The 26,312-nt window shown below is 65.2% G+C and carries 21 protein-coding genes and 3 pseudogenes; 3 read left to right on the forward strand and 21 right to left on the reverse strand.

Annotated elements, in window-relative coordinates:
• Nucleotides 1–25: 25 nt before the first annotated feature.
• The 5 genes from IVA82_RS22475 to IVA82_RS22495 all read right to left on the reverse strand — a co-directional run bounded on the left by IVA82_RS22475 (nt 26) and on the right by IVA82_RS22495 (nt 7,018).
• Nucleotides 26–1,684, reverse strand: coding sequence for a hydantoinase B/oxoprolinase family protein (locus IVA82_RS22475; protein WP_247390697.1), 1,659 nt, complete (start codon nt 1,682–1,684; stop codon nt 26–28).
• Nucleotides 1,685–1,686: 2 nt separating this feature from the next.
• Nucleotides 1,687–3,771, reverse strand: a complete 2,085-nt coding sequence (locus IVA82_RS22480; RefSeq protein ID WP_247390699.1) for a hydantoinase/oxoprolinase family protein — start codon at nt 3,769–3,771, stop codon at nt 1,687–1,689.
• Nucleotides 3,772–3,911: 140 nt separating this feature from the next.
• Nucleotides 3,912–4,733, reverse strand: a complete 822-nt coding sequence (locus IVA82_RS22485) for an NAD-dependent protein deacetylase (protein WP_247390708.1) — start codon at nt 4,731–4,733, stop codon at nt 3,912–3,914.
• Nucleotides 4,734–4,788: 55 nt separating this feature from the next.
• Nucleotides 4,789–5,625: an SDR family oxidoreductase gene (locus tag IVA82_RS22490; RefSeq protein ID WP_247390712.1), complete on the reverse strand. Its 837-nt coding sequence runs from the start codon at nt 5,623–5,625 to the stop codon at nt 4,789–4,791.
• 73 nt (nt 5,626–5,698) lie between these two features.
• The gene (locus IVA82_RS22495) at nt 5,699–7,018 is read right to left on the reverse strand and encodes a solute carrier family 23 protein (protein ID WP_247390714.1); all 1,320 of its coding nucleotides are present in this window, start codon (nt 7,016–7,018) and stop codon (nt 5,699–5,701) included.
• Between the two features lie 126 nt (nt 7,019–7,144).
• On the opposite strand from IVA82_RS22495, the pseudogene IVA82_RS22500 reads away from it, so the two are divergent.
• Nucleotides 7,145–8,474: pseudogene (locus tag IVA82_RS22500) on the forward strand (dicarboxylate/amino acid:cation symporter).
• 181 nt (nt 8,475–8,655) lie between these two features.
• On the opposite strand, the pseudogene IVA82_RS22505 reads toward IVA82_RS22500, so the two are convergent.
• From IVA82_RS22505 to IVA82_RS22525, 5 genes and pseudogenes are all read right to left on the reverse strand, one after another.
• Nucleotides 8,656–8,896: pseudogene (locus IVA82_RS22505) on the reverse strand (SDR family oxidoreductase); the annotation flags it as partial.
• Nucleotides 8,897–8,972: 76 nt separating this feature from the next.
• Nucleotides 8,973–9,311 (reverse strand): annotated as a pseudogene (locus IVA82_RS22510) (ABC transporter ATP-binding protein); the annotation flags it as partial.
• 229 nt (nt 9,312–9,540) lie between these two features.
• The gene (locus IVA82_RS22515; protein WP_247390716.1) at nt 9,541–10,788 is read right to left on the reverse strand and encodes an amidohydrolase family protein; all 1,248 of its coding nucleotides are present in this window, start codon (nt 10,786–10,788) and stop codon (nt 9,541–9,543) included.
• A 16-nt stretch (nt 10,789–10,804) separates the two neighbouring features.
• Nucleotides 10,805–11,302 (reverse strand): GAF domain-containing protein, encoded by a 498-nt coding sequence (locus IVA82_RS22520; protein WP_247390718.1) that lies wholly within the window; start codon nt 11,300–11,302, stop codon nt 10,805–10,807.
• On the reverse strand, nt 11,299–12,657 hold the full coding sequence (locus IVA82_RS22525; protein ID WP_247390720.1) for an MFS transporter: 1,359 nt from the start codon (nt 12,655–12,657) through the stop codon (nt 11,299–11,301). Before IVA82_RS22525 ends, IVA82_RS22520 begins: the two co-directional genes overlap by 4 nt.
• A gap of 110 nt (nt 12,658–12,767) precedes the next feature.
• Between IVA82_RS22525 and IVA82_RS22530 the strand changes: the two genes are divergently transcribed.
• Nucleotides 12,768–13,694 (forward strand): LysR family transcriptional regulator, encoded by a 927-nt coding sequence (locus IVA82_RS22530; protein ID WP_247390721.1) that lies wholly within the window; start codon nt 12,768–12,770, stop codon nt 13,692–13,694.
• Nucleotides 13,695–13,699: 5 nt separating this feature from the next.
• Here the strand turns inward: IVA82_RS22530 and IVA82_RS22535 are convergent, their stop codons facing one another.
• From IVA82_RS22535 to IVA82_RS22575, 9 genes are read right to left on the reverse strand one after another with little or no spacing between them, the layout of a single operon-like run.
• Nucleotides 13,700–14,047, reverse strand: a complete 348-nt coding sequence (locus IVA82_RS22535) for a RidA family protein (RefSeq protein ID WP_247390723.1) — start codon at nt 14,045–14,047, stop codon at nt 13,700–13,702.
• A gap of 15 nt (nt 14,048–14,062) precedes the next feature.
• Nucleotides 14,063–15,184, reverse strand: coding sequence for an FAD-dependent oxidoreductase (locus IVA82_RS22540; protein ID WP_247390724.1), 1,122 nt, complete (start codon nt 15,182–15,184; stop codon nt 14,063–14,065).
• Entirely contained in the window at nt 15,181–16,599 is a 1,419-nt protein-coding gene (locus IVA82_RS22545; protein ID WP_247390726.1) for a (2Fe-2S)-binding protein, read from the reverse strand. The genes IVA82_RS22540 and IVA82_RS22545 overlap by 4 nt, the downstream gene beginning before the upstream one ends.
• Nucleotides 16,596–16,892: a (2Fe-2S)-binding protein gene (locus IVA82_RS22550; RefSeq protein ID WP_247390728.1), complete on the reverse strand. Its 297-nt coding sequence runs from the start codon at nt 16,890–16,892 to the stop codon at nt 16,596–16,598. The genes IVA82_RS22545 and IVA82_RS22550 overlap by 4 nt, the downstream gene beginning before the upstream one ends.
• A gap of 28 nt (nt 16,893–16,920) precedes the next feature.
• Nucleotides 16,921–18,057, reverse strand: a complete 1,137-nt coding sequence (locus IVA82_RS22555; protein ID WP_247390730.1) for an FAD-dependent oxidoreductase — start codon at nt 18,055–18,057, stop codon at nt 16,921–16,923.
• A gap of 8 nt (nt 18,058–18,065) precedes the next feature.
• Nucleotides 18,066–18,872, reverse strand: a complete 807-nt coding sequence (locus IVA82_RS22560; protein WP_247390732.1) for an ABC transporter permease — start codon at nt 18,870–18,872, stop codon at nt 18,066–18,068.
• Nucleotides 18,869–19,744, reverse strand: a complete 876-nt coding sequence (locus tag IVA82_RS22565; protein WP_247390734.1) for an ABC transporter permease — start codon at nt 19,742–19,744, stop codon at nt 18,869–18,871. Before IVA82_RS22565 ends, IVA82_RS22560 begins: the two co-directional genes overlap by 4 nt.
• Nucleotides 19,741–20,778 (reverse strand): ABC transporter ATP-binding protein, encoded by a 1,038-nt coding sequence (locus IVA82_RS22570; RefSeq protein ID WP_247390742.1) that lies wholly within the window; start codon nt 20,776–20,778, stop codon nt 19,741–19,743. The genes IVA82_RS22565 and IVA82_RS22570 overlap by 4 nt, the downstream gene beginning before the upstream one ends.
• A gap of 23 nt (nt 20,779–20,801) precedes the next feature.
• On the reverse strand, nt 20,802–21,836 hold the full coding sequence (locus IVA82_RS22575) for an ABC transporter substrate-binding protein (protein WP_247390743.1): 1,035 nt from the start codon (nt 21,834–21,836) through the stop codon (nt 20,802–20,804).
• Between the two features lie 273 nt (nt 21,837–22,109).
• Here IVA82_RS22575 and IVA82_RS22580 point away from each other — a divergent pair, with 273 nt between their 5' ends.
• Nucleotides 22,110–23,009 carry a LysR substrate-binding domain-containing protein gene (locus IVA82_RS22580; RefSeq protein ID WP_247390744.1) on the forward strand — a complete coding sequence of 300 codons (900 nt, stop codon included), beginning with the start codon at nt 22,110–22,112 and terminating at the stop codon, nt 23,007–23,009.
• A 184-nt stretch (nt 23,010–23,193) separates the two neighbouring features.
• Here the strand turns inward: IVA82_RS22580 and IVA82_RS22585 are convergent, their stop codons facing one another.
• Entirely contained in the window at nt 23,194–24,567 is a 1,374-nt protein-coding gene (locus IVA82_RS22585; RefSeq protein WP_247390745.1) for an amidohydrolase family protein, read from the reverse strand.
• Nucleotides 24,564–26,147, reverse strand: a complete 1,584-nt coding sequence (locus IVA82_RS22590) for an ABC transporter substrate-binding protein (protein WP_247390746.1) — start codon at nt 26,145–26,147, stop codon at nt 24,564–24,566. The genes IVA82_RS22585 and IVA82_RS22590 overlap by 4 nt, the downstream gene beginning before the upstream one ends.
• Nucleotides 26,148–26,312 lie beyond the last annotated feature (165 nt).

A 26,312-nucleotide genomic window follows, 5' to 3' on the forward strand; every position in this document is an offset into this window, starting at 1 on the left:
GTTATCCACGCACGACGCCGGCTCGTCACCGCGCGTGCCCGTAAATCGCAACTGCATTGTCCGAGGACACCAGGCCGCTCTCGACGTCGTCATTGACCGCCGTCGGCGCGCGGTGCCGGGGATCACCGATGCCGGCACCGCCGGGCGTCAGTACCACCAGCCTGTCATCCGGCGGCACCTGCTGAAAGCCCTTGCCGCGCAGCTTCTTTCCGGACTTGAGGCCGACATAGCCGGCCTCGCCGTCACAGCCGCCGTCGCGGCCGCGCGGCGGATGCTCGATGCGGTCGAATGCGGCCAGGATGTCGAACGGAGCATCGACGCCGCTGCCGACCTCGATGATCTGGCCGAGGCCGCCGCGGGTGCGCCCTGCCCCGCCGGAATCCGGACGCAGCTCCTTGCGCCAGAAGATCAGCGGCGTCTGCGTCTCCGCGATCTCGACCGGTGTGCCGCGCACGCCACTGGGATAGGCGGTGGCCGACAGCCCGTCCTTCGCAAAGCGCGCGCCGGTGCCGCCATTGCTGGTCACCGCCATCGAGAACCCGTAATTGCCGCCGGCGCCAGAACGGGTCTGTCCACGCACGTTGAGATTCCACAGGCAGGAGGTGCCTTCCGCCGGCACGTCCTCGGGGATGATCTGGCGCAGGCAGCCGAACACGACGTCGGGCAGCATCTGGCCGATGATGTGCCGCGAGGCGACCGGCGCGGGCTTCGGCGCGTTGAGGATCGCGCCAGGGGGAGCCGACACCGTCAGCGGCGAGAGCGAACCGGCATTGTTCGGAATCTGCGAGGCGACGACGCAGCCGAGGCCGAACACGGTGTAGGCTGTGGTGTAGGACAAGGGCACGTTGATGCCGAACTTCGAGGCCGGCGAGGTGCCGTCGAAATCGACGTGGATGCCCGCGTCCGAAATCGTCAGCGTCGCGGCCAGCGTCACCGGCGCATCATAGCCGTCGACGACCATGGTGTTGCGCCAGCTTCCCTTCGGCAGTTTTGCGATCTCGGCGAGCACAGCCTCGCGCGACCGGCCGCAGATGTAGTCACCGAGTTCGTCGAGCGTGTCGATGCCGAACTCGGTCATCATCTCGACCAGTCGCTCGCAGCCGACGTCGTTGCAGCCCGCGAGCGAATAGGTGTCGCCTTCGGTGTCGATCGGCAGCCTGGTGTTGGTGCGGATCATCGCCATCAGCGTCTCGTTGACGACGCCCTGGTCGATCAGCTTCAGCATCGGGATGTAGAGCCCCTCCATGAACACGTCGGTGGCATCAGGTCCGAAGCCGATGCCGCCGATGTCCATGAGATGGCTGGTGCAGGAGAACAGCGCGACCGGCTTGCCGTCCTTGAAGCAGGGCGTCGTGACGACGAAGTCGTTAAGATGGCCGGTGCCCATCCAGGGATCGTTGGTGATGTAGGCGTCGCCCCCCTTCATCGTCTCAATCGGAAAATGCGCGATGAAGTGCTTGACTGATTCCGCCATCGAGTTGACGTGGCCCGGCGTGCCTGTCACCGCCTGCGCCAGCATCCGGCCCTTGAGGTCGAACACGCCGGCCGATAGATCGCCGCATTCGCGCACGATCGGGCTGAAGGCCGTGCGCAAAAGCACCTGCGCCTGCTCCTCGACCACGGCGATCAGCCGGTGCCACATGATCTGGAGATCGATCAGGCTCGCGCCGCTTGGCTTGCTCATGGTTACGCCGCCTTCCGTTCCATGACGATGCTGCCGGCACCGTCGATATGGGCGTCAAAACTGGTGGAGACGAAGGTCGAGGTTTCGTCCTCCGCGATCACCGCCGGGCCCGCGATGGTCGCACCCGGCGCCATGTCCTCGCGGCGATAAAGCGGAATCTCGATCACCTCCCCGGCCCGGCCGTCGAAGAATCTTCGGCTGCCGGACGCCTTGCCTGCGGGCATACGTGCCACATCGGCGACGCGCGGTGGATTGCGCGCCTCGGTGGTGGCGAGGACCGACCAGCTCAACACCTCGATCGCGGCGCCCGGGATCGACCGTTCGAACATCGCCGCATAGTCAGACTCGAACTGTTGGCGCAGGCCGGCGAGATCGGCGGTCGCCAGCCGCCGGTTCGGCAACGCGACCGAGATCTCATGGCCCTGGCCGACATAGCGCATGAAAGCGGCACGCCGCTCGCGCACCGGCGCACCGGCGGCACCCGGCTCGACCAGCGCGCGCGCTTCGGTCGCCATCTCCTGCAAGAGGTCGGAGACCGCCTCCGTGTCGAAATCGTCGAGCCGGACGTGGCGGCTGCGCACCAGCTCATAGGCGATCGGGGCCGCAAGAAAGCCGACGGCCGAGCCGACACCGGCGTTCGACGGTACGATCACCCGGGAAACGCCGATCTTCTCGGCGACGCGTGCCGCATGCAGCGGTGCAGCGCCCCCGAAGGCGATCAGCGTGTGCTGGCCAACCACAGCGCCGCGCTCGACCGCATGCACGCGCGCCGCGCTCGCCATGTTCTCGCAGACGACCTCGTGCACGGCATAGGCCGCGGTTTCCGCCGACAGCCCCAGCGGCTCGCCGACGGCACGCAGCAGCGCCTGCTTCGACAGCTCCGGGCTGAGCCTGATCGTGCCGCCCGCAAAGGCGTCGGGATCGATCAGGCCGAGCGCGACATCCGCGTCGGTCACGGCCGGCCGCTGGCCACCGCGGCCGTAGCAGGCGGGTCCCGGCTCCGACGAGGCGCTCTCTGGACCGACGGTGACGCGCTTCATGGCGTCGACATGGGCGATCGAACCTCCGCCGGCGCCGATCTCGACCATCTCGATCACGGGAATGCGCACCGGCAGGCCGGAGCCTTTGAGGAAGCGTGCGGCGCGATCGACCTCGAACACGCGCGAGGTCTCGGGTTGGTATTTCTCGATCAGGCAGATTTTTGCCGTGGTGCCGCCCATGTCGAACGAGAGCACCCTGCTCTCGCCAAGACGCGCGGCGATTTGCGCTGCAAAGATGGCGCCCCCGGCAGGCCCGGATTCGACCAGGCGCACCGGAAAGCGCCGCGCCGTCTCGATCGAGGTCACGCCGCCGCCCGAGGTGACAAGGTAAATCGCGCCGCGGAACTGTTCGACCAGCAATGCGTCCGCCATGCGCGCAAGATAGCCGTCGATCAGGGGTTGCACATAGGCGTTGGCCACTGCGGTGGAGGTGCGCTCATATTCACGGATCTCCGGACACACGGCGGACGACACCGTCACCGAGACGCCGGGCATTTCCTCCTGCAGGATCGCAGCCGCGCGGCGCTCATGCTCGGGATTGGCGTAGGAATGCAGGAAGGCGATCGCGACGCTCTCGACGTTCAGCGCGCGCAATTTCGGCGCGAGCGCGAGCACTGCCATCTCGTCGAGCGGGAGGCGAACGGCGCCGTGGGCGTCGATGCGCTCGGGCACGGTGAAGCGAAGGCTGCGCGGCGCCAGCGGCTTCGGCTTGTCGATGGACAGATCGTATTGATCGTAGCGGCTCTCGGTGCCGATATCGAGCACGTCGCGGAAGCCTTCGGTCGCGACCAGAGCGGTCTTGGCGCCGCGCCGTTCGATGATGGCGTTGGTTGCGAGCGTGGTGCCGTGAATGAAGACGTCGATATCGCTGATACGCGCGCGTGCATCGGCGAGAATGAGACGCATCCCGTCCAGCACCGCTTCCTCGGGGCGCGCCGGCGTCGTCAGCACCTTGCGCGTTTTGCGATCCAAACCTACGTCCAGCACGATATCCGTGAACGTGCCACCGATATCGACGGCAAGCCGCACTTCGGCTCCCTCAACCATTCCAAAATTCTCCGTGCTGATCGTCAAGACTGGGTGAAAAAATGACAGCAATTTCCATGCCAGCAACAACGCCGGCAGCGCTGCATCGCCATTCTGCTTGGCACCCATGCAATAGGCAAGGCGTGTTCGCCTCGCCGCGCTCAGAGCAGGAATGCAAGCGCCGCTTCGCAGCGCTCCTCGACCTTGAGCGCGAGCAGATCGTCGGCGCGGGTGCGTCCCAGATTGACCGCCGCGATCGGGATTTGCCGGCGCGCGGCCGTCTGCACGAAGCGAAAGCCGGAATAGACCATCAGCGAGGAGCCGACGACGAGCATGGCGTCGGCCTGCTCCAGGTGATCCTGCGCGGTCGCGACGATGTCGCGCGGCACGTTCTCACCGAAGAACACGACGTCGGGCTTCAGAGTGCCGCCGCAAGAGTCGCAAGCCGGCACATTGAACGAAGAGAAATCCGCGTGATCGAGATCGGCGTCACCGTCGGGCGCATCCGCGGCATCCAGCGTCAGCCAGTCCGCATTGGCGCGGCCAAGCGCATCCTGGAATTCGTTGCGCCGCGTCTTGCGGCCGCACCCCATGCAGCGGACCAGATCGAGCCGGCCGTGCAGATCGATCACCTGCCGGTGGCCGGCGGATTGATGCAGCCGGTCGACGTTCTGGGTCAGCAGCATCTCGCACCGCCCGCTGGCCTCGAGCCGGGCGAGCGCGTGATGGGCATCGTTCGGCCTCGCCTGGCCGAACCGCCGCCATCCGATCAAGCTGCGGGCCCAATAGCGCCGGCGGGTATGCTCGTCCGACATGAAGGCCTGGAAATTGACCGGCTGGGTCCGCTTCCAGTTGCCGTGACTGTCGCGATAGTCGGGAATGCCCGAATTCGTGCTACAGCCGGCGCCAGTTAGCACGAACAGACGTTCGTGCCGGCCGACGAAATCTTCGAGCGGACGGTTTGCCAGCGGAGCATTTGTCATGGCGCAGATGTAGTCTGAGCCGCCCGGTTTTGCCAGATGGCAGACGCAACCGCGGTTAGCTCGCCCAGTTCTCGCGGAATTCGGGAAACAGCGTCAGGCCTCCGCAGGCATAGATGGTCTGCCCGGTGATGTAGCTCGCGTCATCCGAGGCGAGGAAGGCGAAGACGGCGGCGATCTCTTCCGGCGTTCCGACGCGACCGAGCGGAATGTGGCTTGCGACGTTGCCGCGCTTCTCGGGATCGCCGGTCCAGGCCGCGTTGATCGGCGTATCGATTGCGCCCGGCCCGACCGCGTTGACACGGATGCCGCGGCCGGCGAATTCGAGTGCCAGCGTGCGCGTCAGATTGGCCATGCCACCCTTGCTGATCGAATAGGCGAGATAGCCGGGCTTCGGTATCATCTGGTGCACGCTCGAGCAGTTGATGATGCTGCCGCCTCCGCCGCGAGCGACGAAATGCGACAACGCCTTCTGCGCGCAGATCACGGAGCCGTTCAGATTGACGTCGATGATGCGGCGATAGGTTTCGACGTCGAGCGCCTCGCTCCGCGATTCCCGCTGGAATCCGGCATTGTTGACGAGACAGTCGAGCCGCTTCCAGCGTGCCAGGACTGCCTCGAACATCGCGGCGATTTCCTGCTCGTTGCCGACGTCGGCCTTGATGATGACATGATCAAGCCTGCCGTGGCCGCGATCACTCGATGCGGTGCGCGCGAGCGCGAGCGTCTCCTCGGCCTTCTCGGGATGACCGAAATAGTTGATGGCAACCGTCGCGCCTTCCTGGGCGAGGCGGATGGCGACGGCGCGCCCGATGCCTTGGGACGCACCGGTCACGAGCGCATATTGCCCGAGAAGGCGCGAGGGAAACTGGGTCGAGCGATCGGTTTGCGGCATGGTTGTTCTCCGGAGTGACTCATCATCGACGAAAGGCGGGTTTTGTTCCATCCCCTGGGCGCATCCCTGGGATTCACTCCGCGCGGCGCGCGAGCGCCGAGGTCAGGATCTGGTAGAGGAAGATGGCGCCGAAGGTTGCGGTGCCGATCCCGCCAATCGTGAACGCGCCGAATTTGAGCGTGAGGTCGCCGGCGCCGGCAGTCAGCGCCACGGCGACGGTGATCAGGTTGGCGGCATTTGCGAAGTCCACTTTGTTCTCGACCCAGATCCGCCCCGCCATGGCGGCGATCAGACCGAACAGCACGATCGAGAGTCCGCCGATGACGGGCCCCGGAATCGAAAGGATGAGCGCGCCGAATTTCGGCGAGAAGCCGAGCAGGATCGACACCAGGGCTGCGACGGCAAACAGCAGCGTCGAATAGACTTTCGTCGCCGCCATGACTCCGATGTTCTCGGCATAAGTGGTGACGCCGGTGCCGCCGCCGCAGGCCGACACAATCGTCGCAAAACTGTCGCCGAGGAACGCGCGTCCGAGGAAGCCATCGAGACTCCGCCCCGTCATCGCACCGATGGCCTTGATGTGGCCGAGGTTCTCTGCGACGAGGATGATCGCGACCGGAGCAATCAGGACGATCGCATCGGCCTGAAAGCTCGGCGTGGTGAAGTTCGGCAGGCCGATCCATGGCGCGGCCGAGAGTTGCGCGAAGTCGATCGGCTTGCCCAAACCGACGCCATTGGCGAGCAGAAAGTATGTGACATAACCGGCGACCGCGCCCAGGATGATCGGCAGGCGCCGCCAAAGCCCGGGAGCGGCCACCGCGACCACACCGATGATCAGAACGGTCAACAGCCCGATCCAGGTATCGAACGTGCTGCCGCTCACCGACTTCACGGCGACCGGCGCGAGGTTGAGGCCGATGGCGGCAACCACGGCGCCAGTCACGACCGGCGGCATTAATCGCTCGATCCAACCTACGCCCGACCACATCACGATCAGCGCGATCAGTCCGTACAGCACACCGGCCGCGATAATGCCGCCGAGCGCAACCGACAGGTTCGGGTTCGGCCCGTGACCGGCATAGCCGGTGGCGGCGATGACGACGGCGATGAAGGCGAAGCTCGAACCGAGATAGCTCGGCACACGTCCGGCCACGACCACGAAGAAGATCAGGGTGCCGATGCCGGAGAATAACAGCGCAACATTGGGATCGAACCCCATCAGCAGCGGCGCGATGATGGTTCCGCCCGACATCGCGACGCCGTGCTGGAGGCCCGCGACGATCGTCTGTCCCAGCGGCAACCGCTCGTCGGGCATGATCACGCCGGAGGTTTTCAGTTTCCAATTTGGAAAATAGCCTTGCGCTTGCTCTTCGGAGCCCGTTGCGATCGACATGTTCCCCCCGAGTTGCGCAGCAGCGATTGATCTTCGTGCGATCCGACAAAAATGTGATTGTCGCTTCTGCGGCGGCCATCACATGATGCAAATCAAGCAAGATCAATATGTTCCGGGGCACACTCTATGACACAAGTCGCGATCCAGCCAGCTATCCATCGCCGGCATCAGCCCTGGTACAAGATCCTCTACATCCAGGTCCTGATCGCAATCGCGTTCGGTGTGCTCATCGGCTATTCCTATCCCGATCTCGGCAAGGCCGCTGAAGCCGCTCGGCGACGGCTTCATCGCGCTGATCAAGATGATGATCGCGCCGGTGATCTTCTGCACCGTGGTGCACGGTATCTCATCGATGGGCGACCTCAAGCGCGTCGGCCGGGTCGGGCTGAAGTCGCTGATCTATTTCGAGACGGTCTCGACGGTGGCGCTCGCGGTCGGCCTGCTCGTCGGCGAAGTGCTCCAGCCCGGGCACGGCTTCAACATCGATCCGGCCACGATCGATCCGAAGTCGGTGGCGACCTACGTCACCAAGGCCAAGGAAGAGGGCATCGTCGCCCATCTGATGGCGATCATTCCCGACAGCTATCTGGGCGCGATCGCGCACGGCGATCTGCTTCAGGTGCTCCTGATCTCGATCCTGTCGGGTTTCGCCATCGCCTTTCTCGGCAAGGCCGGCGAGCCGATCGCGGACGCCGTCGACAAGGCGGCAAAGATGTTCTTCGGCATCATTCGCATCATCGTGCGCGTCGCTCCGATCGGCGCCTTCGGGGCGATGGCGTTCACCGTCGGAGCCTACGGCCTCAGCTCGCTGCGCAACCTCGCCGCGCTGATCGGCACGTTCTACCTGACCAGCATGCTATTCGTGCTGATCGTGCTCGGTTCGATCGCGCGGCTCGCCGGCTTCTCGATCCTGCGTTTCATCGCCTACATCAAGGACGAGCTGCTGATCGTGCTCGGCACCTCGTCGTCGGAGACGGTGCTGCCGCAGATGATCGAGGAGATGGAGCATCTCGGCGCCTCGCGCTCGGTGGTCGGCCTCGTGATCCCGACCGGCTACAGCTTCAATCTCGACGGCACCAACATCTACATGACGCTGGCGACGCTGTTTCTGGCGCAGGCGACCAACACCCATCTGACGATCTGGCAGGAGCTCGGTATTCTCGGCATCGCCATGATCACCTCGAAGGGCGCCTCGGGCGTCACCGGCGCCGGCTTCATCACGCTTGCCGCCACGCTGTCGATCGTGCCTGATATTCCGATCCAGTCGATCGCGATCCTGGTCGGCATCGACAAGTTCATGAGCGAATGCCGCGCACTGACCAATCTGATCGGCAACGGCGTCGCCTGTGTCGTGATCAGCATCTCCGAAGGCGAGCTCGACCGCAACGCGCTGCATGAGGCCATGGCCCATCCGTTCGAGATGGGCGAGGCCTTGGAACCGGGCGGCCGCGCGTGAGGCCGCGCCTATCCCCAGTTCCGTTGCGGTAGTTTCCCGGAGTAGAAAATCAGTACGCCACAAGTCACAACTGGTGGCATTGGGATCACGGATTGATATTCAATCTTTCCGCCCGGCGCGCTGAGGGGCAGGGCGTCGGGCTTTTGAACAATCGCAACCATGTCCGGATTGTGAGGCGGGATCAGATGATCCCGCCATTGGCGCGCAGCACCTGGCCGTTGATCCATCCGCCGTCCGATCCGACGAGAAAACGAAACCGTGGCAGCAACGTCTTCAGGCTGACCGAGCCGCTCCAGCGGCGCGAGCCTGGCGAGGTGATCGATCACCTCCTTCGTCTTGCCATCCGGAAAGAACTTTGTTGCGGTCGGTCCCTGCGCCACCGCGTTCACGGTGATATTGCGGCCGCGCAGCTCCTTGGCCAGCGCATGCGTCGCTGACAACGGATGATTTGCCTAGTGCGCCGCCAAAGATCATCTGCTCCCGGCCGGCACCATTGTTCTACCCGGCCGGACAATCGTGGGCGGCAAGATCGAGCCGGCGCGCAATCCCTATGGCCTGCAGGAACGCCTCATCATGACTGACGACGAGCAGGGCGCCGTCGTAGGCTCTCAGTCCGGCTTCGACGGCTTCGATGGATTCGATGTCCAGATGATTGGTCGGCTCATCCAGGATCAGCAGCGATGGTGGCGTCGGCCCGCCAAGCACACAGGCGAGAGCTGCACGAAACACTTGCCCGCCACTTAGGCGCGCGACAGTTTGCGAGGCCGCATTGGCGCGAAACATGAAGCGAGCCAGAGCGGCGTGGCACTCATTTGCACCCGCCCTTGGATTGAGACGCGGCGCCGAATGTCAGGTCGATGTCGGAAAGGAGAGAGCGGCCGTCAGGCGTGGACAGCGAAAGGCGTGACAGGATGATCGAAGCAGGCATGGAATTCCCCGTGAGCAAGGCGGATTGGCTTTGCAGTCGGGGTGATATCCATTGCTGCGAATGTCCTGATTGAGAGCTGCTAATTAATCCTGCCGAAGCACGAGATCAAGCCGCAATCTGACGTGGCGCGCCACGCCGCTACGCGGCCAGCCTGTCGAACTGGATCTTGCCCGCCTTCATCACCAGCGGAATGCGTTCGCCCTGACCGAGCAGGCACGCAACGTCACGCAACGGATTGCCCTCGATCACCAGCAGATCCGCAAAAGCGTCGGGCACGATTCGGCCGAGCTTGCCCTCCATACCGAGCACCTCGGCCCCGATCACGGTCGCGCTGGCGATGGTCTCGCGCGCGCCGAGAATTTCGGCGCGGATGCGGAATTCGTCGCTCTGCAGGCGCTGGGATGGTCCAAGCAGATCGCTGCCAAAACCGATCTTCACCCCGGCCTTGCGGTAGATCTCGAGCGAGCGCAAGCCGGCGTCGCGCACGCCGGCGATCTTGACGACGCTTTCCGGCGGCAGTCCGTATTGGGCGCCCTCGTTGGCCAGCGCCTCATAGGTGACGAGTGTCGGCACCACATAGGCGCCCTTCTCGGCCATCAGGCGCGCAGTCGGCTCGTCGACGAGATTGCCGTGCTCGATGGTGCGCACGCCGCAGCGGACGGCCCGCTCGATGGCCGCGGCGGTATAGGCGTGAGCGAGCACATAGGTCTGGCGGCCGCGCGCCTCCTCGACGATGGCGCGGATCTCGTCCTCGGAGTAGCCGAAGGCCCCGACCGGATCGGTCGGCGAAGCGACGCCGCCCGAGGCCATGATCTTGATCTGGTCGGCGCCCATCTGCAGCTCCTCGCGCGCGGCCTTTCGCACGCCGTCGACACCATCGGCGACGCGCGCCAGCACGCCGACGCGCACGCAGCAGGGACAGGGCGCGTCGCTGGCGAGGTAATCCGAACGCGCCCGCATGTCGCCGTGACCGCCGGTCTGGCTCAGCGCGCGGCCGGAGACAAACAGGCGCGGACCATCGGTCAGGCCGGTCTCGATCGCTTGCTTTAGCGCGTGGCCGGCGCCGCCAGCATCGCGGACGGTGGTAAAGCCTCGCCGCAGCATGCCGCGGAGCAGCAGCGTCGAGCGCAGCGTCACCAGCACGTTCGGCATGTGCACCTGCTGCGCCAGGTTGAGCTCGACGGCGATCGCATGCACGTGCAGATCGATCAGGCCGGGCATCAGCGTCTTGCCGTTCAGATCGATGGTGCGGTCGGCGGAGGCCGATAGCGGCCGGTCAGAGACCTCCTTGATCAGATGATCCTCGACCAGGACATGATATCCCTCCAGCAGGTCCGGCTTGAGCGGATCGAGCAGAGCGGCGTTCTTGAGAAGGATGCTGGACATGGCGGTTCCTGTCTGGTCAGGACGGTGTGAGCAGCCCGGGCAAGGCGAGCTGGGCGAACGGGAGACACGCGGCCACGTCGTCCTCACCGTACCAGTCCGCTTCGTGGAGCAGGTTGAGCGAGCCCAGCGTGCGGTCGCGCCAGCGCACGGGCATGTTGAGCACGCTGGCGCAGCCGAGCGAGGCGATCAGCTCGTGATCGGAAAACACGGCGCGCAGATCGTCCTGTGTGCGGCCGATATAGGCTTCGCCGCGGTCGAGAACAGCCTCGGTCCAGGGGCCCGGCGCCAGGCGCTTGCGGCCACCAGCAGGATACGGTCCTGGAAAATTGGAATAAACCCGCGCCGCTTCGCCGCTGTGGTCGTCATAGGTCAGGATCGTGAACAGCTTGTGCCCGATCGCCGCCTTCAGGGCGCCGTCGAGCGCCGCGAACAGCGCATCCGGCTGATCGGGACTGCCCTGCGCGGCCGCAACGGCGCAGAGCAAGGGATCGGCGCGATGTCGTGTCCGGGTCATGCGGCTTCACCGGCCGCAATCTCTTCCAGCGAGCGGCCGCGCGTCGGCACCCCCATCAGTACCACGGTGAGCGCGCCCAACAGCAGAACGCTGGTGGTGAGGCCGAACACGCCGGCGAAGCCGAAATTGGGATAGAGGTAGCCGACCAGAATCGGCGAGACGATCGCACCGATGCGGCCGATCGCGGAGGCGAGCCCGGCGCCGGTGGTTCTGACCGCCGTCGGAAACACCTCGGCGGTGTAGGCATAGACGCCCGCATAGGTGCCGTTCATGAAGAAGGACAGCAAGATTCCTGCCAGCATGATGTGCTGGTCGCCCTGCGCGAAGGCGAGCCCGAGCGCGCTGACGCCGCCGAGCACCATGTAGGACGCAATCGTCGCCTGCCGGCCGATGCGCTCGTTGAACCAGGCGGCGCTGAAATAGCCGGGAATCTGCGCGCAATAGATCGCGATCGAGTAGGCAAAGCTCTTGGTGATGCTCATGCCGTTCTGGACCAGAAGGCCGGGAATCCAGACGAAGAAAGAATAATAGCTGAAGGTGATCGCAAGCCACATGATCCAGGTCATGATGGTGATGCGCGCCTGCCGGCCTGCCAGCAGCGCCGCGAAATTGGCGAGCAGCGTTCCGGCAGTCCCGACGGGTGCCATGGCTTCGACGACCGGCTGCGGCAGGACACGGCCCTCGCGCGCAAAGCCTGCCTCGATCCCGTCCAGGATGGCTTCCGCTTCCTTCTCCCGTCCGCGGCTCTCGAGCCAGCGCGGCGATTCCGGCAAGGCCCTGCGCCACCACAGCAGCATGACGACCGGCACCGCCGTGATGACCAGCACGATGCTCCAGCCGTTCTCATAGGCGGGAACGATGAAGTAACCGAGCAAGGCGGCTGCGACGAAGCCGAACGAGAAGAAGCCGGCCAGCGCGCCAGTGAAACTGCCGCGGTAGCGCCGCGCAACGAACTCCGCCAGGTAAGGCGCGATGATCGCGCTCTCCGCGCCGGTGCCCATGCCGGCGACGACGCGGGCGGCGAAGAAGGACGGCCACGTGTCGACGGTCGCACTGACAATCGACGCGGCGCAGTAGAGCGCCAGCGCCGACATCATAACCGCGCGGCGGCCGATCAGGTCGCCAAGCGTGCCGGCGAGCAGCGCGCCGAACAGGAAGCCGATATAGGTGCTGCTGCCGAGCACGCCGATCTGGACGCTTGAGAGATTCCATGCGGTGCGCAACACCGGCAGAATGAAGGCGAGCACCGCCGCGTCCATTGCGTCGAACGCGTAGCCAAGCCCGCCCATCAGCAGCAGATGCGTGTGGAAGCGTGCAAACGGAAGGCGCTCGATGCGCGCCGATATCATCGACATGAAAAGTCCCCCTCGATTCCCACGGCCCGGCACGCCGGGTCAGGGAACCATAGACAAAGTGACATTATCGTCATAATTTATAATCTTGATCTAGCATATCACTGTGGTGAATGTTCGCCGTGTCGTTCCGCGCGCTCGACCTCAACCTCCTGAAAGTCTTCGAGGCGCTGATGACCGAGGGCAGCGTCACCCGCGCCGCCACCGCGCTGACGATGACGCAGCCGGCGGTCAGCAACGCGCTGGCGCGGCTGCGCGACGCACTCGGCGATCCGCTGTTCGTCAGATCAGGCACCGGAATTCGTCCCACCCAGCGCGCCGTGGTGCTGTGGCAGCCGATCGGCGAAGCGCTGGAAAGCGTGCGCGGCGCGCTCGACGAGCAGGTGTTCGATCCCGGCCGCGCGCAGACCGAGTTCACCCTGTCGATGTCGGACTATGTGGCTTCGCTGGTGATGCCGAACCTGCTGAACCATTTCGGCGAGCTGGCGCCGAAGGCACGTGTTCACACCGTGCCCAACACCATTCTGGAGATCGCCGATCAGCTCGAGGACAACCGGGTCGACTGCGTGTTGAGCGTCTATGTCAACGAGGCGCAGCAGCCGGCCGCCATTCGCTCACGCTCGCTGTGGACCGTCGACTATGCCTGCTTCATGCGGCGCGACCATCCGTTTACCGCCAGGAAGCGGCTGAGCACGCGCACCTTCCTTAACGCCCGCCATGTCGATGTGAGCCTCGCCGGAAAGACGCTGCCGTCTTACGACCTCTTTCTGGCCTCGCGCGGGCTGTCGCGCAATCTGGTCGCAACCGTCAATCATTACAGCGCCGCCTACGAGATCGTGCGGCAGTCCGACCTCATCGCCGTACTGCCGCGCGATCTGCGCTCGCAGTCCCGCCATGCGCCGCTCCTGCACGCCATGCCGCTTCCGCTCCAGGCGCCGCCGCGCATCGTCAGCCTGTTCTGGCACCAGCGCAACGACACGGTCCCCGCACAACGCTGGCTGCGCGAGGCCCTGGTCGGGATGTTCGCCAGGTCGGACTGACTGGATCAGCCCTTGAGCGCGGTGACCACCACCTCGATCAGCGCGCCGCCGCCGAGATCGGCGACGCCGACGGTGGCTCGCGTCGGCAGGTTGTCGCCGAAAAATTCGGTCCAGACTGCATCCATCTCCTTTTTCTTGGACAGATCCGTGACGAAGATCGAGGTGCTAACGACACGGCTCTTGTCAGTGCCCGCCTCCTTCAGATAGCCGGCGATCTTGCCGAGGATGTTGCGGGTCTGCTCGCCCATGGAAACGCTGGTGTCGTCGGCGATGGTGCCGCCGATGAAAACGAAGCCGCCTGCTTCGACGGCGCGGTGCATGATGGGCGTGCGGATGCTGCGGGTGATGCTCATGATGTCCTCTTGTTGCTAGAGCGTGGAGGGATGGAAGCGCTCGATGCCGAGATCGCCGATCCGGGTCTGGGTGCCGCCATTGACGATCAGCTCCGCCATCACGGCGCCGGCGCCGGGGCCGAGCTGAAAGCCGTGCAGCGAGAAGCCGAACTGGTGATAGAGGCCCTTGTGGCGGGCACTCGGCCCGAACACCGGAAGATCGTCCTTGGTCTTCGCCTCGATGCCGGCCCAGGCCCGCATGATCGTCGCATCGCGCATCACCGGAAACAGCTCGAACACAGTGCGGGCGCTGGTCGCGAGGCTCTTCCAGTCCAGCACCGTCTCGTTGCGATCCTGATAGGGCGTCGCCAGATGGCCGCCGCCGATCAGCACTGTGCCGTTCTTGAATTGCTTGAAGGAGAGTTTTCGCCCGCGCAGGATCACGACGGAGTCGATGAAGTGCGGCACGCGCGAGGTGATCATCAGCATCGGCGCAACGGTTTCGACCGGCACCGGTTCGCCGAGCGCTGCCGCGATTGATCCGGCCCAGGCGCCGGCGGCATTGACGAGGACCGGCGCGGCGTAGCTCCGGTCGCCAACATCCACGTGCCAGAGGCCGCCGCTATGCCGGATGTTCGTGGCGGCCGCGCCTTCGCACACGGTGGCGCCGAGCTGCTCGGCCTTGCGGCGAAACGCCGTCGTCGTCTGCGCCGGGTTGGCGGCGCCGTCTCGGCGCGAGACCACGCCGCCGGGACAGGTGTCAGCCACGGCAGGCACCAGCCGCCGCAGCTCGGTCGCGTCGATCAGCTCCTCATGGACAAAGCCAAGCGCATGGAGCTCCGCCACGCGCGCGCGGCAGGCGGCGAGCTCATCCTCGTTCTCCGCGACCAAGACCTGGCCGTAGCTTTCAAAGCTGCAATCGTCATCGACCAGCTCTGAAATCTTGTCCCAGATCTCCATCGAGCGGATCGACAGCGGTATCTCCGGGACGTGCCGCGCGAGCTGGCGCACGCCGCCGGCGTTGACGCCCGAGGCGTGCCGGCCGGCATAGTCCTTCTCGATCAGCACCGGCTTCATGCCGGCGAGGCACAGATGCAGCGCGGTCGAGCACCCGTGGATGCCGCCGCCGACGACGATCGCATCCACGTTTGTTGTCATCCGCGCACCACCGCCTTGACGTCGGCCTCGCTCTTCGGAACGGCGGCGAGCTCGGCGAGCGTGATCGGCTTCACCGGTGCGCGTAGCCGGTAATAGCCAATTTCCTGCGGAGTCTTACCGCGTGCCTGCGCCATCAGCTCGGTAACGGTGAGGCCGCAGAGCCGGCCCTGGCACGGGCCCATGCCGGTGCGGCGATAGGCTTTGAGCTGGTTCGGTCCGGTCGCGCCGATCGCGACCGCATCGACAATGTCCTTCGCGGCGATCTCCTCGCAGCGGCAAACGATGGTGTCGCCTGAGGGAATGCGGAACTGCCGCGCGGGGCGGAACAGAGTGTCGAGGAAGATGCGTCCGCGCTCGGCCTTGACTAGATCGGCCCGCAACGCCGCCATCGGCGGCAGCTTCGCTGCGGCCGCAGGAGCCAGTGCCTCCACCGCCGCCCGCGCGGCGATCCGGCCGCGCACCACGGCCGCGCCCGCGCCGCCGATGCCGGCGCCGTCGCCGGCGATGGCGATGCCGGCGACCGACGAACTGCCGCTCACATCGAGCACCGGCGACCAGCACAATTGCAGATCGTCCCAGCGATGCTCGACGCCGGCCGCCATTGCCATATTGACGTTGGGCACGACGCCCTGATGCACCAGCAGCAGGTCCGCAGGGATGGTCTCGCGCTTGCCACCGGCCACATAGCTCACACTCGCGAGCTGGCCGTCACCGGAAGCGGCGAGCTCAATGACGCGCGACACGACCTGCACCTTGGCCCGTACCTCGCGCATCATCGCAAGTCCCTTTGCGAAATACGGCGAGGTGAGGAAGGCGAAAGCGTGAGGCAGCGCGGCGAAGTAATTGCCGCGCTCGGTGGTGTCGAGGATACGGTCGATGCGGCCGCCGAGGCGTAAAATCTGCGCTGCGAGCAGCCAGAGCAGTGGCCCCTGCCCCGCGATCACCGTGCGACCATCCGGCACCAAAGCCGATGATTTGAGCATGGTCTGCGCCGCGCCCGCGGTCATCACCCCCGGGAGGGTCCAGCCCGGAATCGGAAATGGCCGCTCCAGCGCGCCAGTGGCGACGATCACTCGCCTCGCCTTGACGAAGGCGGAAGCACCGCCCACGGAGACCGCGATCTCGAGATTGCGGTCGAGGCTCCAGACCGTGGCACGCTGGATGATCTCTGCGTTGCTCGCGCGCAGCGCCTGCACGAGGTCGGCGCCCACCCAGTAGTCGGCGCCGAGCTGATTGCGCTCGATCACGGGCGTCGAAGCGATGGCGCGATAGACTTGGCCGCCCGGGCCGATGTTCTCATCGAGCAGCAGCGTCGACAGGCCGGCCTCGGCAGATGTCGCCGCGGCAGCGAGCCCCGCGGGCCCGGCTCCGATCACCACCATGTCGTAATCTTCGCGCTTGGGAGCAAAAGTCATCGTCCGATCTCCCGCTTGCCCTTCTGGATTTCGATCTGCATGCCCTCGGTGACTGGCACGAGGCAGCCCTGGCGATTGCCGACGCCGTCGATGGTGACGAGACAGTCGAAGCACACGCCCATCATGCAATAGGGCAGACGCGGTGCGCCGCTCACCGCGGTCGAACGCCGTGCGTCGCAGCCGGAAGCCAATAGCGCAGCCGAGACGGTGTCGCCCTGGCGCGCCGCGACGGCGACGCCGTCGACGAAAATCTCGACCTGCGGTCGCTTGTCCTGTTCGGATCGTTTAAACATGGGGATGCCCTGGGCTCCTTAAGAATCTCTAGTACCCGCTGTTGTTCGCGGCACCCGTGTCACCGAAGCGACTGGCCGAGAATGCACCGACCAGCTCCGGCTCGAGCGCACCCTGGGCGACCATGCGCGCGATCTCGAAGGCATGGTTGGAGGCGAGCGTGACGCCGGAATGGCAGCAGGCGACGAAAGCGCCGGGATGGGTCTCGGACTGGTCGTAGATCGGAAAGCCGTCCTGCGGCATGACGCGGATGCCGGCCCAGCTCCTGATAACGTTGAGCCGCGCCAGATGCGGGAACATGCGCTGCGCGCGATCCGCCATCACGGCGCTGACGGAATGCTTCAGCGCGCGATCATCTAACTCGTCCTCCTTGCTGTCGCCGATCATCACCGTGCCCTCGTCGGTCTGGCGGATCGTGGTCAGCGGATGCGGCAGGAACGGCATGGTGCGCTCGGTCACCACGATCTGGCCGCGGGTTGGGCCCATCGGTGCGTAGAGTCCGACCATCGGTGCCAGCGTCTGGTTGGCGTTTCCGGCGGCAAGCACGATCTTGCTGGCGCGAACCTCGCCCTGCGGCGTGTTCAGGCGGAATTCGCTGCCGCTCTTGCTGATCGCTGAGACCGGCCGCTCCGGAAGATAGTCGATGCCGAACGCCTTGAAACCGGCGTGGAAGGCACGGAACGTGCGCAGCGAATTGACGTGGCCGTCAAGCGGACAAAAGCTGCCGCCGGAGACTTCCGGCCCGATCAGCGGCAGCGCTTTCTTCACCTCGGAGGCCGGCAACATCTCCATCTTGTAGTCGGCAGCGCCCGTCTGATTGTGCATGCGCTTGACGAGCTCGGCGCGCTGGCCAAATTCGTCCTCGCCAAGGGTGAGATGGAAGCCGCCGTTCTGCTGGAGCGAGACGTCGAGGCCGGTCTGCTGCTTCAGCTCCGATGCGAGCCGTCCCCAGGCCTGCGACGCTTGCACTGTCCAGACCGTATAGGCGGGCATGCCGAGCCCTTTGCTCTGCACCCAGACCAGCGCAAAATTAGCGCGCGAAGCGCGCTTGGTGATGTCGCCCTCGTCGAGCACGGCGACGCTTTTGCCGAGCCGGCCGAGACCCCAGGCAATGGCGGAGCCGAGCAATCCGCCGCCGACCACGGCGACGTCGTATTCCCCTGACATGAGTTCTCCTATCGTCCCGTATCGCCCTTGCCGGCGAGCACACGGTCGAGCCCATAAAAGCGGTCGAGCAGAATGAGGGCGGTCATGGTGATTGCGATCACGCAGGCCGAGACCGACGTCACCAGCGGATCGATGTTGTCCTGGATGTAGAGGAACATGCGCACCGGCAGCGTCTCGGTGCCAGGAGCCGCGAGGAACACGGTCATGGTCAGATCGTCGAAGGACTGGATGAAGGCAAGCGCCCAGCCGCTGATGACGCCGGGCAAGATCAGCGGCAGCGTGACGCGGCGGAACAGCGTCCAGCCGCCGGCGCCGAGCGAGACCGCCGCCATCTCGACCGATAGATCCATGCCGGTCGCAGCCGCAAGCGTCAGCCGCAGCGCGAACGGAAACACGATGATGACATGCGCGATGATCAGTGCTGCAAAGCTTCCGCCCATCCCTGCCGAGGTGAAGAAGCGCAGGAAGGCGATGCCGAGCACGACGTGCGGAATCATCAGCGGCGACAGGAACAGCGCGGCGAGCGAATCGCGGCCGCGGAAACGATAGCGCGCGATCGCCAGCGCCGCCGGCACGGCGAACAACAGCGCCACGAACGAGGACAGCGCGCCGAGACCAAGGCTGACCCAGAAGGCATGGATGAATTCTGGGTAATTGGCGATCGTCCTGAACCAGCGCAGCGAGAAGCCGTTGGTCGGCAGCGACAGATAGCCTTCCGGCGTGAAGGCGACGAGGCAGACCACCAGGATCGGCGCCACCATGATGATGACGAAGATGGCGTGGAAGACCAGCGCGAGCGGTCCGTTCCGCCTCATCGGAACACCTCGGCATAGCGCCGCTCGATCAGCGCATTGCTGCCGACGACGATCAGGACCAGCGCTGCCAGCAAGAGCGTGGCGACGGCAGCGCCCAGCGGCCAATCCAGCGTGTTGAGAAACTCGTCATAAGCGAGCGTCGCCGCGACCTTGAGCCGGCGGCCGCCGATGATCGCCGGCGTCGCGAAGGCGCTGGCCGACAGCGAGAACACAATGATCGCGCCCGACAGCACGCCCGGCATGATCTGCGGCATGATGATGCGGCGGATGATGGTCATGGGGCCCGCGCCGAGCGACAGCGCGGCATTCTCGATCTGCGGATCGAGCCGTTGCAGCGCCGCCCACACCGACAGAACCATGAACGGCATCATCACATGGGCCAGCGCGACCACCATGCCGGTCTCGGTGAACATGAACGGAATCGGTGAGCGGATCAGTCCGAACGACATCAGGAGCTTGTTGACGAGGCCGTTATTGCCGCCGAACAGCAGCGCCCATCCGAGTGTGCGCGCCACGACGGAGATCAGCAGCGGCCCGAGAATGATGAGAAGAAAAAAGCTCTTCCAGCGTCCGCTCATGCGGTTGAGGATGTAGGCTTCGGGCGCACCCAACACGGCGGTGAGCAGCGTGGTCAGGATCGCGATGCGAAAGGTTCGCCCAAACATCTCGGCGTAATAGGGATCGGTCGCGATCTCGCGCCAGTTCTTGAGGATGAAGACGGGCTCGATGCCCTTGTACTGGCCCCAGTCGTGGAATGACAGCATCACCGTCATCGCCAGCGGAATCAGCAGCACGCCGACGAACAGCATCAAGGCGGGCGCCGTCAGCACCCAAGGGGCGCGCGCACTGCGTTCCTCGGCGGCCGTGCTCACGCGGAGGCTCCGCGCACGCTCATGTCCTCCGGACGCCAGGCAAGGCGAACGGCCTCGCCTTCGACCGGCTGGGACTGGCCGTCATTCTGGCGGATCACGATCGCCGGGCCGCATTCGCTCTCGCACTGAAACAGCCAGTGATTGCCCTGGAAGATGCGGGTGACGATTTTTGCCGTGAGGCCAGCATCGGCAAACCCGATCCTTTCGGGGCGAATGCTGACCGTCACGGGACCACTGAGCCCGGCAGGCGCCGGCGCGCTCCACGCGCCGGCGACCAATCGCGCCGGCGCGCTGGTCCGATCGATCGTCGCGGCAAAGTCGTTGGTCTTGCCGAGAAACTGCGAGACGAAAGCCGAGGCCGGCCGCTCATAGGTCTCCTGCGGCGTCGCGATCTGCTCAATGCGGCCCTGGCTCATCACCACGATGCGGTCGGACAGCGACATCGCCTCGTTCTGGTCGTGGGTGACCAGGATCGTGGTGGTGCCGATGGTGCGCTGGATCTGGCGCAGCTCGATCTGCATCTCCTCGCGCAGCTTGGCATCCAGATTCGACAGCGGCTCATCGAGCAGCAGCACGCTCGGCTTGATCACCAGCGCGCGCGCCAGCGCCACGCGCTGCTGCTGGCCACCGGACATGCGGCGCGGATGGCGGTCTTCATAGCCGGCAAGCCCAACCATTGCGAGCGTTGCGCGGACGCGCTCGGCCCGCTCGGCGCGCGGCACTTTTCGCATCTCGAGGCCAAAGGCGACGTTCTCCGCCGCGGTCATGTGCGGGAACAGCGCGTAGCTCTGGAATACGATACCCAGCCCGCGCTTGGCCGGATGGACCGCCGTGAGGTCCTTGCCCTCCAGGCGGATTACGCCGCGCGTGGGATCGAGGAAACCCGCGATCATCTGAAGGGTCGTGGTCTTGCCGCAACCGGAAGGGCCTAGGAAGGAGATGAACTCCCCCTTCGCCACCGCAAGACTGAAATCGTCGACCACAGTCTGCGCACCGAACTGCTTGGCGACCCGATCGAGCTCGAGATAGGCCATGGCACTGTCTCCGGTGTGACCGATCAGCGCTCGACCTCGCGATTCCAGCGCTTGGTCCACTCCTCGCGCTTCTCGTTGATCACCGTCCAGTCAGGATTGTAGAGTTTTGCCGCGCGGTCGCCGATCGGCGCCATCTTGCCGAGCTCCGGCGGGACCACGAGCGATTTCAGCACCGGGCCGTAGCCGTAGTCTTTCAACAACACGAGCTGGATTTTTGGGTCGAGCAGCATCTTGATGAAGCTCGAAGCCAGCGGCGAGGTGTTGGGCTTGGTGATGGGACAGGCGGTCGTCAGCAGCGTTGCCGCGCCTTCCTTCGGGTAAACGAATTCAACCGGAAAGCCGGTATTGGCAAAGCTCTGCACGCGGCCGGTGCCCCACACCGCGATCACGGCCTGGCCGGACTGGAACAGCTCGGTCATCTTGCCCGGCGACGGCTCATAGGCCAGCACGTTCGGATTGATGTCGTTCTTGAAAATCTTGAAGCCGGAATCGACATTGGACTCGCCGCCGCCGTTCATCTTCGACAGCATCACCAGCGCCTCTAAACCGTAGGTATTGTTGATCGGCGGGATAACGAGCTGCTTGGCGTATTTCGTATCCTTCAGGTCGTTCCAGGAGGTTGGCGGCGCCCAGCCCTTCTCCGCAAACACCTTGGTGTTGTACATCAGGCCGGTCGCGACGATGCCGATCGCCACGGCGCGATCATCCTTGAAGCGGGCAGTGTCGTAGAGATTAGTGGGAAGACCTTCGAGCTTACCGCAGAAGCCGAGCTGAATCGCCTGATACATCGGGCCGTCGTCGACGATGGCAACGTCGATCTGCTGATTGCCTTTTTGCGCCTGGAGTTTTGCCAGCGTGTCGGTGGAGTTGCCGGCGACGTATTCGACCTTGACGCCATTCCCCTTCTCGAAGATCGGGATCACCTCGTCGCGGATCGTCTTCTCGAACGAGCCGCCGTAGCCGGCGACGTAGAGCGTCTTTTGCTGGGCGGAGGCGACCGACGGGGCGGCGACGAGCGCCGCGATGCTGACCGCTGTCAGAAGGCTGAGAGTCTTCATATGGACCGATCTCCAATACCGGGATGAGGTGACGTGCCGACGAGTCTCGCTGGCTGAAATCGTCCGCATTCGGTTCGGCGCCAATCCAGTCCGACCAGGGTGTCCGGCCCCTGCCCAGCGGCGTTGCTGCGATCGAGAGAGCCTGAAGCCCTCCAACTGCCGAAAAAGCGGGCTGTCTCCAGCTCTGATGAAAAAGATCGCAAACCCTGGCTTCCATCGTCCAATGAATAATGGCACCCTCTGCATGCCTGAATGTTATAATTGGAGATGGGAGTGGCGCGGATCAATTCGCGGCAGGTCGAAGCCTTCCGGGCGACGATGCTGACGGGAAGCGTGACCGAGGCGGCAGCGCTGATGACCGTGACCCAGCCGGCGGTCAGCCGACTGCTGCGCGACTTCCAGGCACTGCTCAAGATGGAGTTGTTCGAGCGGCGCGGCACCGGGCTGGTGCCAACCGCCGCGGCAACCGCTCTCTACACCGAAGTCGAGCGCTCCTTTGTCGGCCTTGAGCGCATTACCGCGGCAGCCGAGGAGATCCGCGGCCGCCGCACCGGTTCGCTGCGGATCGCCGCGCTGCCGGCGCTGTCGAACGGCTATTTGCCGCGGCTCGCCGGACACTTTCTCAAAGAACGGCCGAACCTCAACCTCGCCTTTTTCGGCGTGATCTCGCCGATCGTGGTCGACTGGGTGCTGAACAATCAATGCGACATCGGCTTTGCCGAGGTGCCGATCGCCCATTCCGGCCTGCCGAGCCTGCGGCTGCCTTCACTAGCGCGTGTCGCGGTACTGCCGACCGGACATCGGCTGGCCGAAAAAGAAGTGCTGAAGCCTCGCGACTTCGAAGGCGAGACCTTCATCTCGCTGTCGGCGGGATCTTCAAGCCGGCACCTCGTCGACCAGGTCTTTCACCGCAGCGACGTCCACCGCGTGCTGCGGGTCGAGACCACGCTGTCGGAGATCATGTGCGGCATGGTCTCGTCGGGGCTCGGGGTCTCGATCTGCGATCCCTTCACTGCGCAGGAATTTTCCACCCGCGGCGTCGTCGTGCGCCGCTTCCTGCCGCGCATCGACTTCGAATTCTCCGCGGTCTTTCCGGCGCAGCGAAGTCCCTCGCCGGTGGCGCTGGATCTGGTCGAGACCATGCGCAAGGCGCTGGTGGAGTTCGAGGACTAGGGCGGAGTGCCATCAGTTTAGATCGGTGCAAGCCGCGGGCGCTCAACCTCTCCCGCTTGCGGGAGAGGTCGGCGCGTAGCGCCTCCACGCGGGGAGTGTCTCCTTGTGGGGAGAGCCCTCTCCCCTGCCCTCTCCCGCAAGCGGGAGAGGGAGCGCACCTTCTTCGTGGCGCCCAGGAGAACTCTCACCCGTTGAACGCCGCCTGCGCCTCCGGCAGCTCCCAGATATTGCCGATCGCCGCGGTGCCGGCAGCCGTAATTGCCGCTTCATCAGCGCCGAGATAGCGGCCGGCATCGACCAGCACGCGGCCGTCGACGATGACCTGATCGATATTGGCGCGGTTGGCGAGTGCGATCAGTGCGCGGCGAGGATCGAACAGCGGTTGAAGATGCGGATGGGTGAGATCGACGACGGTGAGGTCGGCGGTCGCACCCGGCTCGATCCGGCCGAGATCCGGCCGCTTGATGACGTCGGCGGCAATGGCCGTGTTCGCCTCGATCAATTCCGGCGAGTTCGCGACGTCGGCGCGCTGGTACGTGGTCTTGGAGATCAACGAGGCGGCGTTGAGCTCGCCGAGCAAATCCATGTTGTAGCCGTCGGTGCCGACCACGGTACGCACGCCGTGCTCTGCGAAGCGGCTGAACGCCGCGGTGATGCCGGCGCGCGCGAATACGCGTGGGCAATTCAGAACGGTCATGCCGCGCGCGGCCATCAGCTTGAGATCGTCGTCGGTGCTGAACATGCAGTGCGCCGCCATGAGATCAGGCGCAAGCAGGCCGAGCCAGTCGAGGTATTGCGCCGGGGTGCGGCCGCCATAGCGTTTGCCGATGGTCTCGACCTCGGCGCGGCTCTGCGCCATGTGCGTCGTGATGGGTACGCCCAGTTCGCGTGCCCGAGCCGCGCAAGCCTTGAGCAAATCGGGACCGCAGGTGTCGGTGGCATGCGGACTCATCGCAAGGCCGATGCGGCCGTCGCCGCGATCGTTCCAGCGCTGATAGAGCGCATCCCAGGTCGCCATGTCGGCGGTGCCGTCATCACCGGCATAGCGGACCACGCCATCTGGGCCGGCCTTGGCATCTGAGGTCGAGAAGAGATAAGGCGCGCCGTAGAAGCGGATGCCCATCTCCTCGGCGGCATCGAACATCTCGGGGATCGAATTGCGGAACGGCTCCATCACGGTGGTGGCCCCGCCCTTGAGAAGCTGGAGGATGCCGAGCCGCGCCACCGCAAGACGTTCCTCCGCCGACAGCAGATCGGCGCCGCGCTTGGTCAGCGGCAGCAGTACCGTGTAAACGATGCTCTGGTTGTTGCGGCGACCATTGCCGTCCTCGGTATGGCTGCGCGCCACCGCCTCGCTAAAGCAGTGATTGTGCAGGTTCAACAGGCCCGGCAGCACGAAGCGGCCGGGACGGTCGTAAGTTTGATCTGCGCTCGGTCTGTCGCGCGTGACCGCGGCGATCTTCCTGCCTTCGACCAGGACCCAATGGTCGCGCAACACGTCCTGCGCACCGTCCTTGCGTGACAGCACATAGCTGCCGAAGATTGCGATCGTGCTCATGCGGGACGTACGTTCCAGAAGACGGCGGTGCCGTCGAGAATGTCGGTGATGGCTTTGCGATAGGCGGTCGGCTGCTTGTACAGGCCGATCGGAATATAGGGAATTTCCTCGAACGCCACGGCCTGGATCCCGCGGCAGATGCGTTGCTGCTCGGCAAGCTCGGAGGCGGCCAGCCACTGGCTCCGCAGGCTGCCCATCTTCTCGCTCGCATACCAGCCGGCGACCTTGCCCTCACCGCGGATATTGGTATTGCCGGCAGGATTGAGCCAGTCGATGCCTTGCCAGTTGCCGACCGCCGCACTCCAGCCGCCCTGCGGAAGCGGGTCTTTCTTGAGCTGGCGCTGCAGCACCACCGCGAAATCGAGCCCGGCATATTCGACGTTCATGCCAGCCTTGCGCAGGCTGTCGACCGCGATCTCGCCGAGCGGCTTCTGCGCCAGCGAGTTGGTGGGCACCAGCACCACGATCTTCTCGCCGCTATAGCCGGCGGCCTTCAGGTTCGCCTTGACCTTGGCGTAGTCGCGCGGGCCGCGGAAGACATCGAGGCCGACCTCGCTGGCCATCGGCGTTCCCGGCGCGAAGTAGCCGATCGGCGACACCTGGTAGGCGGGATCGGTGCCGGCCACCGCCGTCATGAAGGCGGACTGGTCGATCGCCCCCAGCAGCGAACGGCGGATGGCGGGATTGTCGAACGGCGGCTGGAGGTGATTGAGGCGCAGCATGCAGGCATAGCCTCGGGGATCGAGGATGCGCGTCTCGATGTCGCCGGCGGCCTTGATCACCGGGAGCAGATCGTGCGGCGTGGTTTCCTGCCAGTCCTGCTCGCCGGTCTGGAGCGCGGCGACGCCGGTGCCGGCATCGGGCGTGGTGGTCCAGACCACGCGGTCGTAGTGCACGATCTTCGGTCCCGCGGTCCAATCCGGCTTGCCGTCGGTGCGCGGCTGATAGCGCTCGAAGCGAGCATAGGCGTTGCGGGCACCCTGCACGCGTTCGTCGGCGAGATAGCGGAACGGACCGCTGCCGATGACCTCGGTCAGCGGCTTGAACGGATCCTGGCTCGCCAGCCGCTCCGGCATCATGAAGCAGGCATTGATCGCAGCCTTGCCGAGCGCCTGCGACAGCAGCGGGAACGGACGCTTGAGACGGAAGCGGATGGTGCGATCGTCGGCGGCCGCGAGCTCGTCGGTCGCCTCCATCAGCTCGCCGCCAAAGCCGTCGCGCGCCGCCCAGCGGCGGATGCTCGCGACACAGTCGCGTGCAAGCACGCGTTCGCCGTCGTGCCAGAACAGGCCGTCGCGCAACGCAAGGTCCCATTGAAGCCCGTCGCCGGAGATGACGTGACCCGACAGCATCTGCGGCGAGACCTGAAGCGAGGAGCTCATGCCGTAGAGCGTGTCGTAGACCATGAAGCCATGGTTTCGCGACACCTGCGCGGTCGAATAGATGGGATCGACGAAGGCGAGGTCGATCACCGGAATGAAGCGCAACGTGGTCTGCGCTGCGGCGCGCACGATACCCGGAAACGAGAGCGCCGGCACGGCTGCTGCGGCCTTCAACAGCGAGCGGCGGGAGACGGGCATTACAAGAGGCTCCTGAGTATCGTGATATCCAGCCGCAGCGACGGTGCGCGCCCTCTCCCGCTTGCGGCAGGGCTGTCCCGGGAAAATCACACATAGATGAGCTCCAGCTGGTCGAGAGAGAACCTGGGCTTTGGCTTGCTGGGATTGACTGGCGGAGGCTTGTCG

It is taken from the genome of Bradyrhizobium sp. 142 (assembly GCF_023074015.1).
Taxonomy (GTDB): domain Bacteria; phylum Pseudomonadota; class Alphaproteobacteria; order Rhizobiales; family Xanthobacteraceae; genus Bradyrhizobium.

What these genes read in the sequence shown, in the direction of transcription:
- IVA82_RS22570 (WP_247390742.1), bottom strand. Translation starts at nt 20,778, where the DNA reads ATGGCCTATCTCGAGCTCGATCGGGTCGCCAAGCAGTTCGGTGCGCAG.
- IVA82_RS22545 (WP_247390726.1), bottom strand. Translation starts at nt 16,599, where the DNA reads ATGACTTTTGCTCCCAAGCGCGAAGATTACGACATGGTGGTGATCGGA.
- IVA82_RS22555 (WP_247390730.1), bottom strand. Translation starts at nt 18,057, where the DNA reads ATGTCAGGGGAATACGACGTCGCCGTGGTCGGCGGCGGATTGCTCGGC.
- IVA82_RS22550 (WP_247390728.1), bottom strand. Translation starts at nt 16,892, where the DNA reads ATGTTTAAACGATCCGAACAGGACAAGCGACCGCAGGTCGAGATTTTC.
- IVA82_RS22485 (WP_247390708.1), bottom strand. Translation starts at nt 4,733, where the DNA reads ATGACAAATGCTCCGCTGGCAAACCGTCCGCTCGAAGATTTCGTCGGC.
- IVA82_RS22575 (WP_247390743.1), bottom strand. Translation starts at nt 21,836, where the DNA reads ATGAAGACTCTCAGCCTTCTGACAGCGGTCAGCATCGCGGCGCTCGTC.
- IVA82_RS22525 (WP_247390720.1), bottom strand. Translation starts at nt 12,657, where the DNA reads ATGTCGATGATATCGGCGCGCATCGAGCGCCTTCCGTTTGCACGCTTC.
- IVA82_RS22535 (WP_247390723.1), bottom strand. Translation starts at nt 14,047, where the DNA reads ATGAGCATCACCCGCAGCATCCGCACGCCCATCATGCACCGCGCCGTC.
- IVA82_RS22490 (WP_247390712.1), bottom strand. Translation starts at nt 5,625, where the DNA reads ATGCCGCAAACCGATCGCTCGACCCAGTTTCCCTCGCGCCTTCTCGGG.
- IVA82_RS22480 (WP_247390699.1), bottom strand. Translation starts at nt 3,771, where the DNA reads ATGGTTGAGGGAGCCGAAGTGCGGCTTGCCGTCGATATCGGTGGCACG.
- IVA82_RS22530 (WP_247390721.1), top strand. Translation starts at nt 12,768, where the DNA reads ATGTTCGCCGTGTCGTTCCGCGCGCTCGACCTCAACCTCCTGAAAGTC.
- IVA82_RS22590 (WP_247390746.1), bottom strand. Translation starts at nt 26,147, where the DNA reads ATGCCCGTCTCCCGCCGCTCGCTGTTGAAGGCCGCAGCAGCCGTGCCG.
- IVA82_RS22540 (WP_247390724.1), bottom strand. Translation starts at nt 15,184, where the DNA reads ATGACAACAAACGTGGATGCGATCGTCGTCGGCGGCGGCATCCACGGG.
- IVA82_RS22495 (WP_247390714.1), bottom strand. Translation starts at nt 7,018, where the DNA reads ATGTCGATCGCAACGGGCTCCGAAGAGCAAGCGCAAGGCTATTTTCCA.
- IVA82_RS22560 (WP_247390732.1), bottom strand. Translation starts at nt 18,872, where the DNA reads ATGAGGCGGAACGGACCGCTCGCGCTGGTCTTCCACGCCATCTTCGTC.
- IVA82_RS22585 (WP_247390745.1), bottom strand. Translation starts at nt 24,567, where the DNA reads ATGAGCACGATCGCAATCTTCGGCAGCTATGTGCTGTCACGCAAGGAC.
- IVA82_RS22475 (WP_247390697.1), bottom strand. Translation starts at nt 1,684, where the DNA reads ATGAGCAAGCCAAGCGGCGCGAGCCTGATCGATCTCCAGATCATGTGG.
- IVA82_RS22515 (WP_247390716.1), bottom strand. Translation starts at nt 10,788, where the DNA reads ATGTCCAGCATCCTTCTCAAGAACGCCGCTCTGCTCGATCCGCTCAAG.
- IVA82_RS22520 (WP_247390718.1), bottom strand. Translation starts at nt 11,302, where the DNA reads ATGACCCGGACACGACATCGCGCCGATCCCTTGCTCTGCGCCGTTGCG.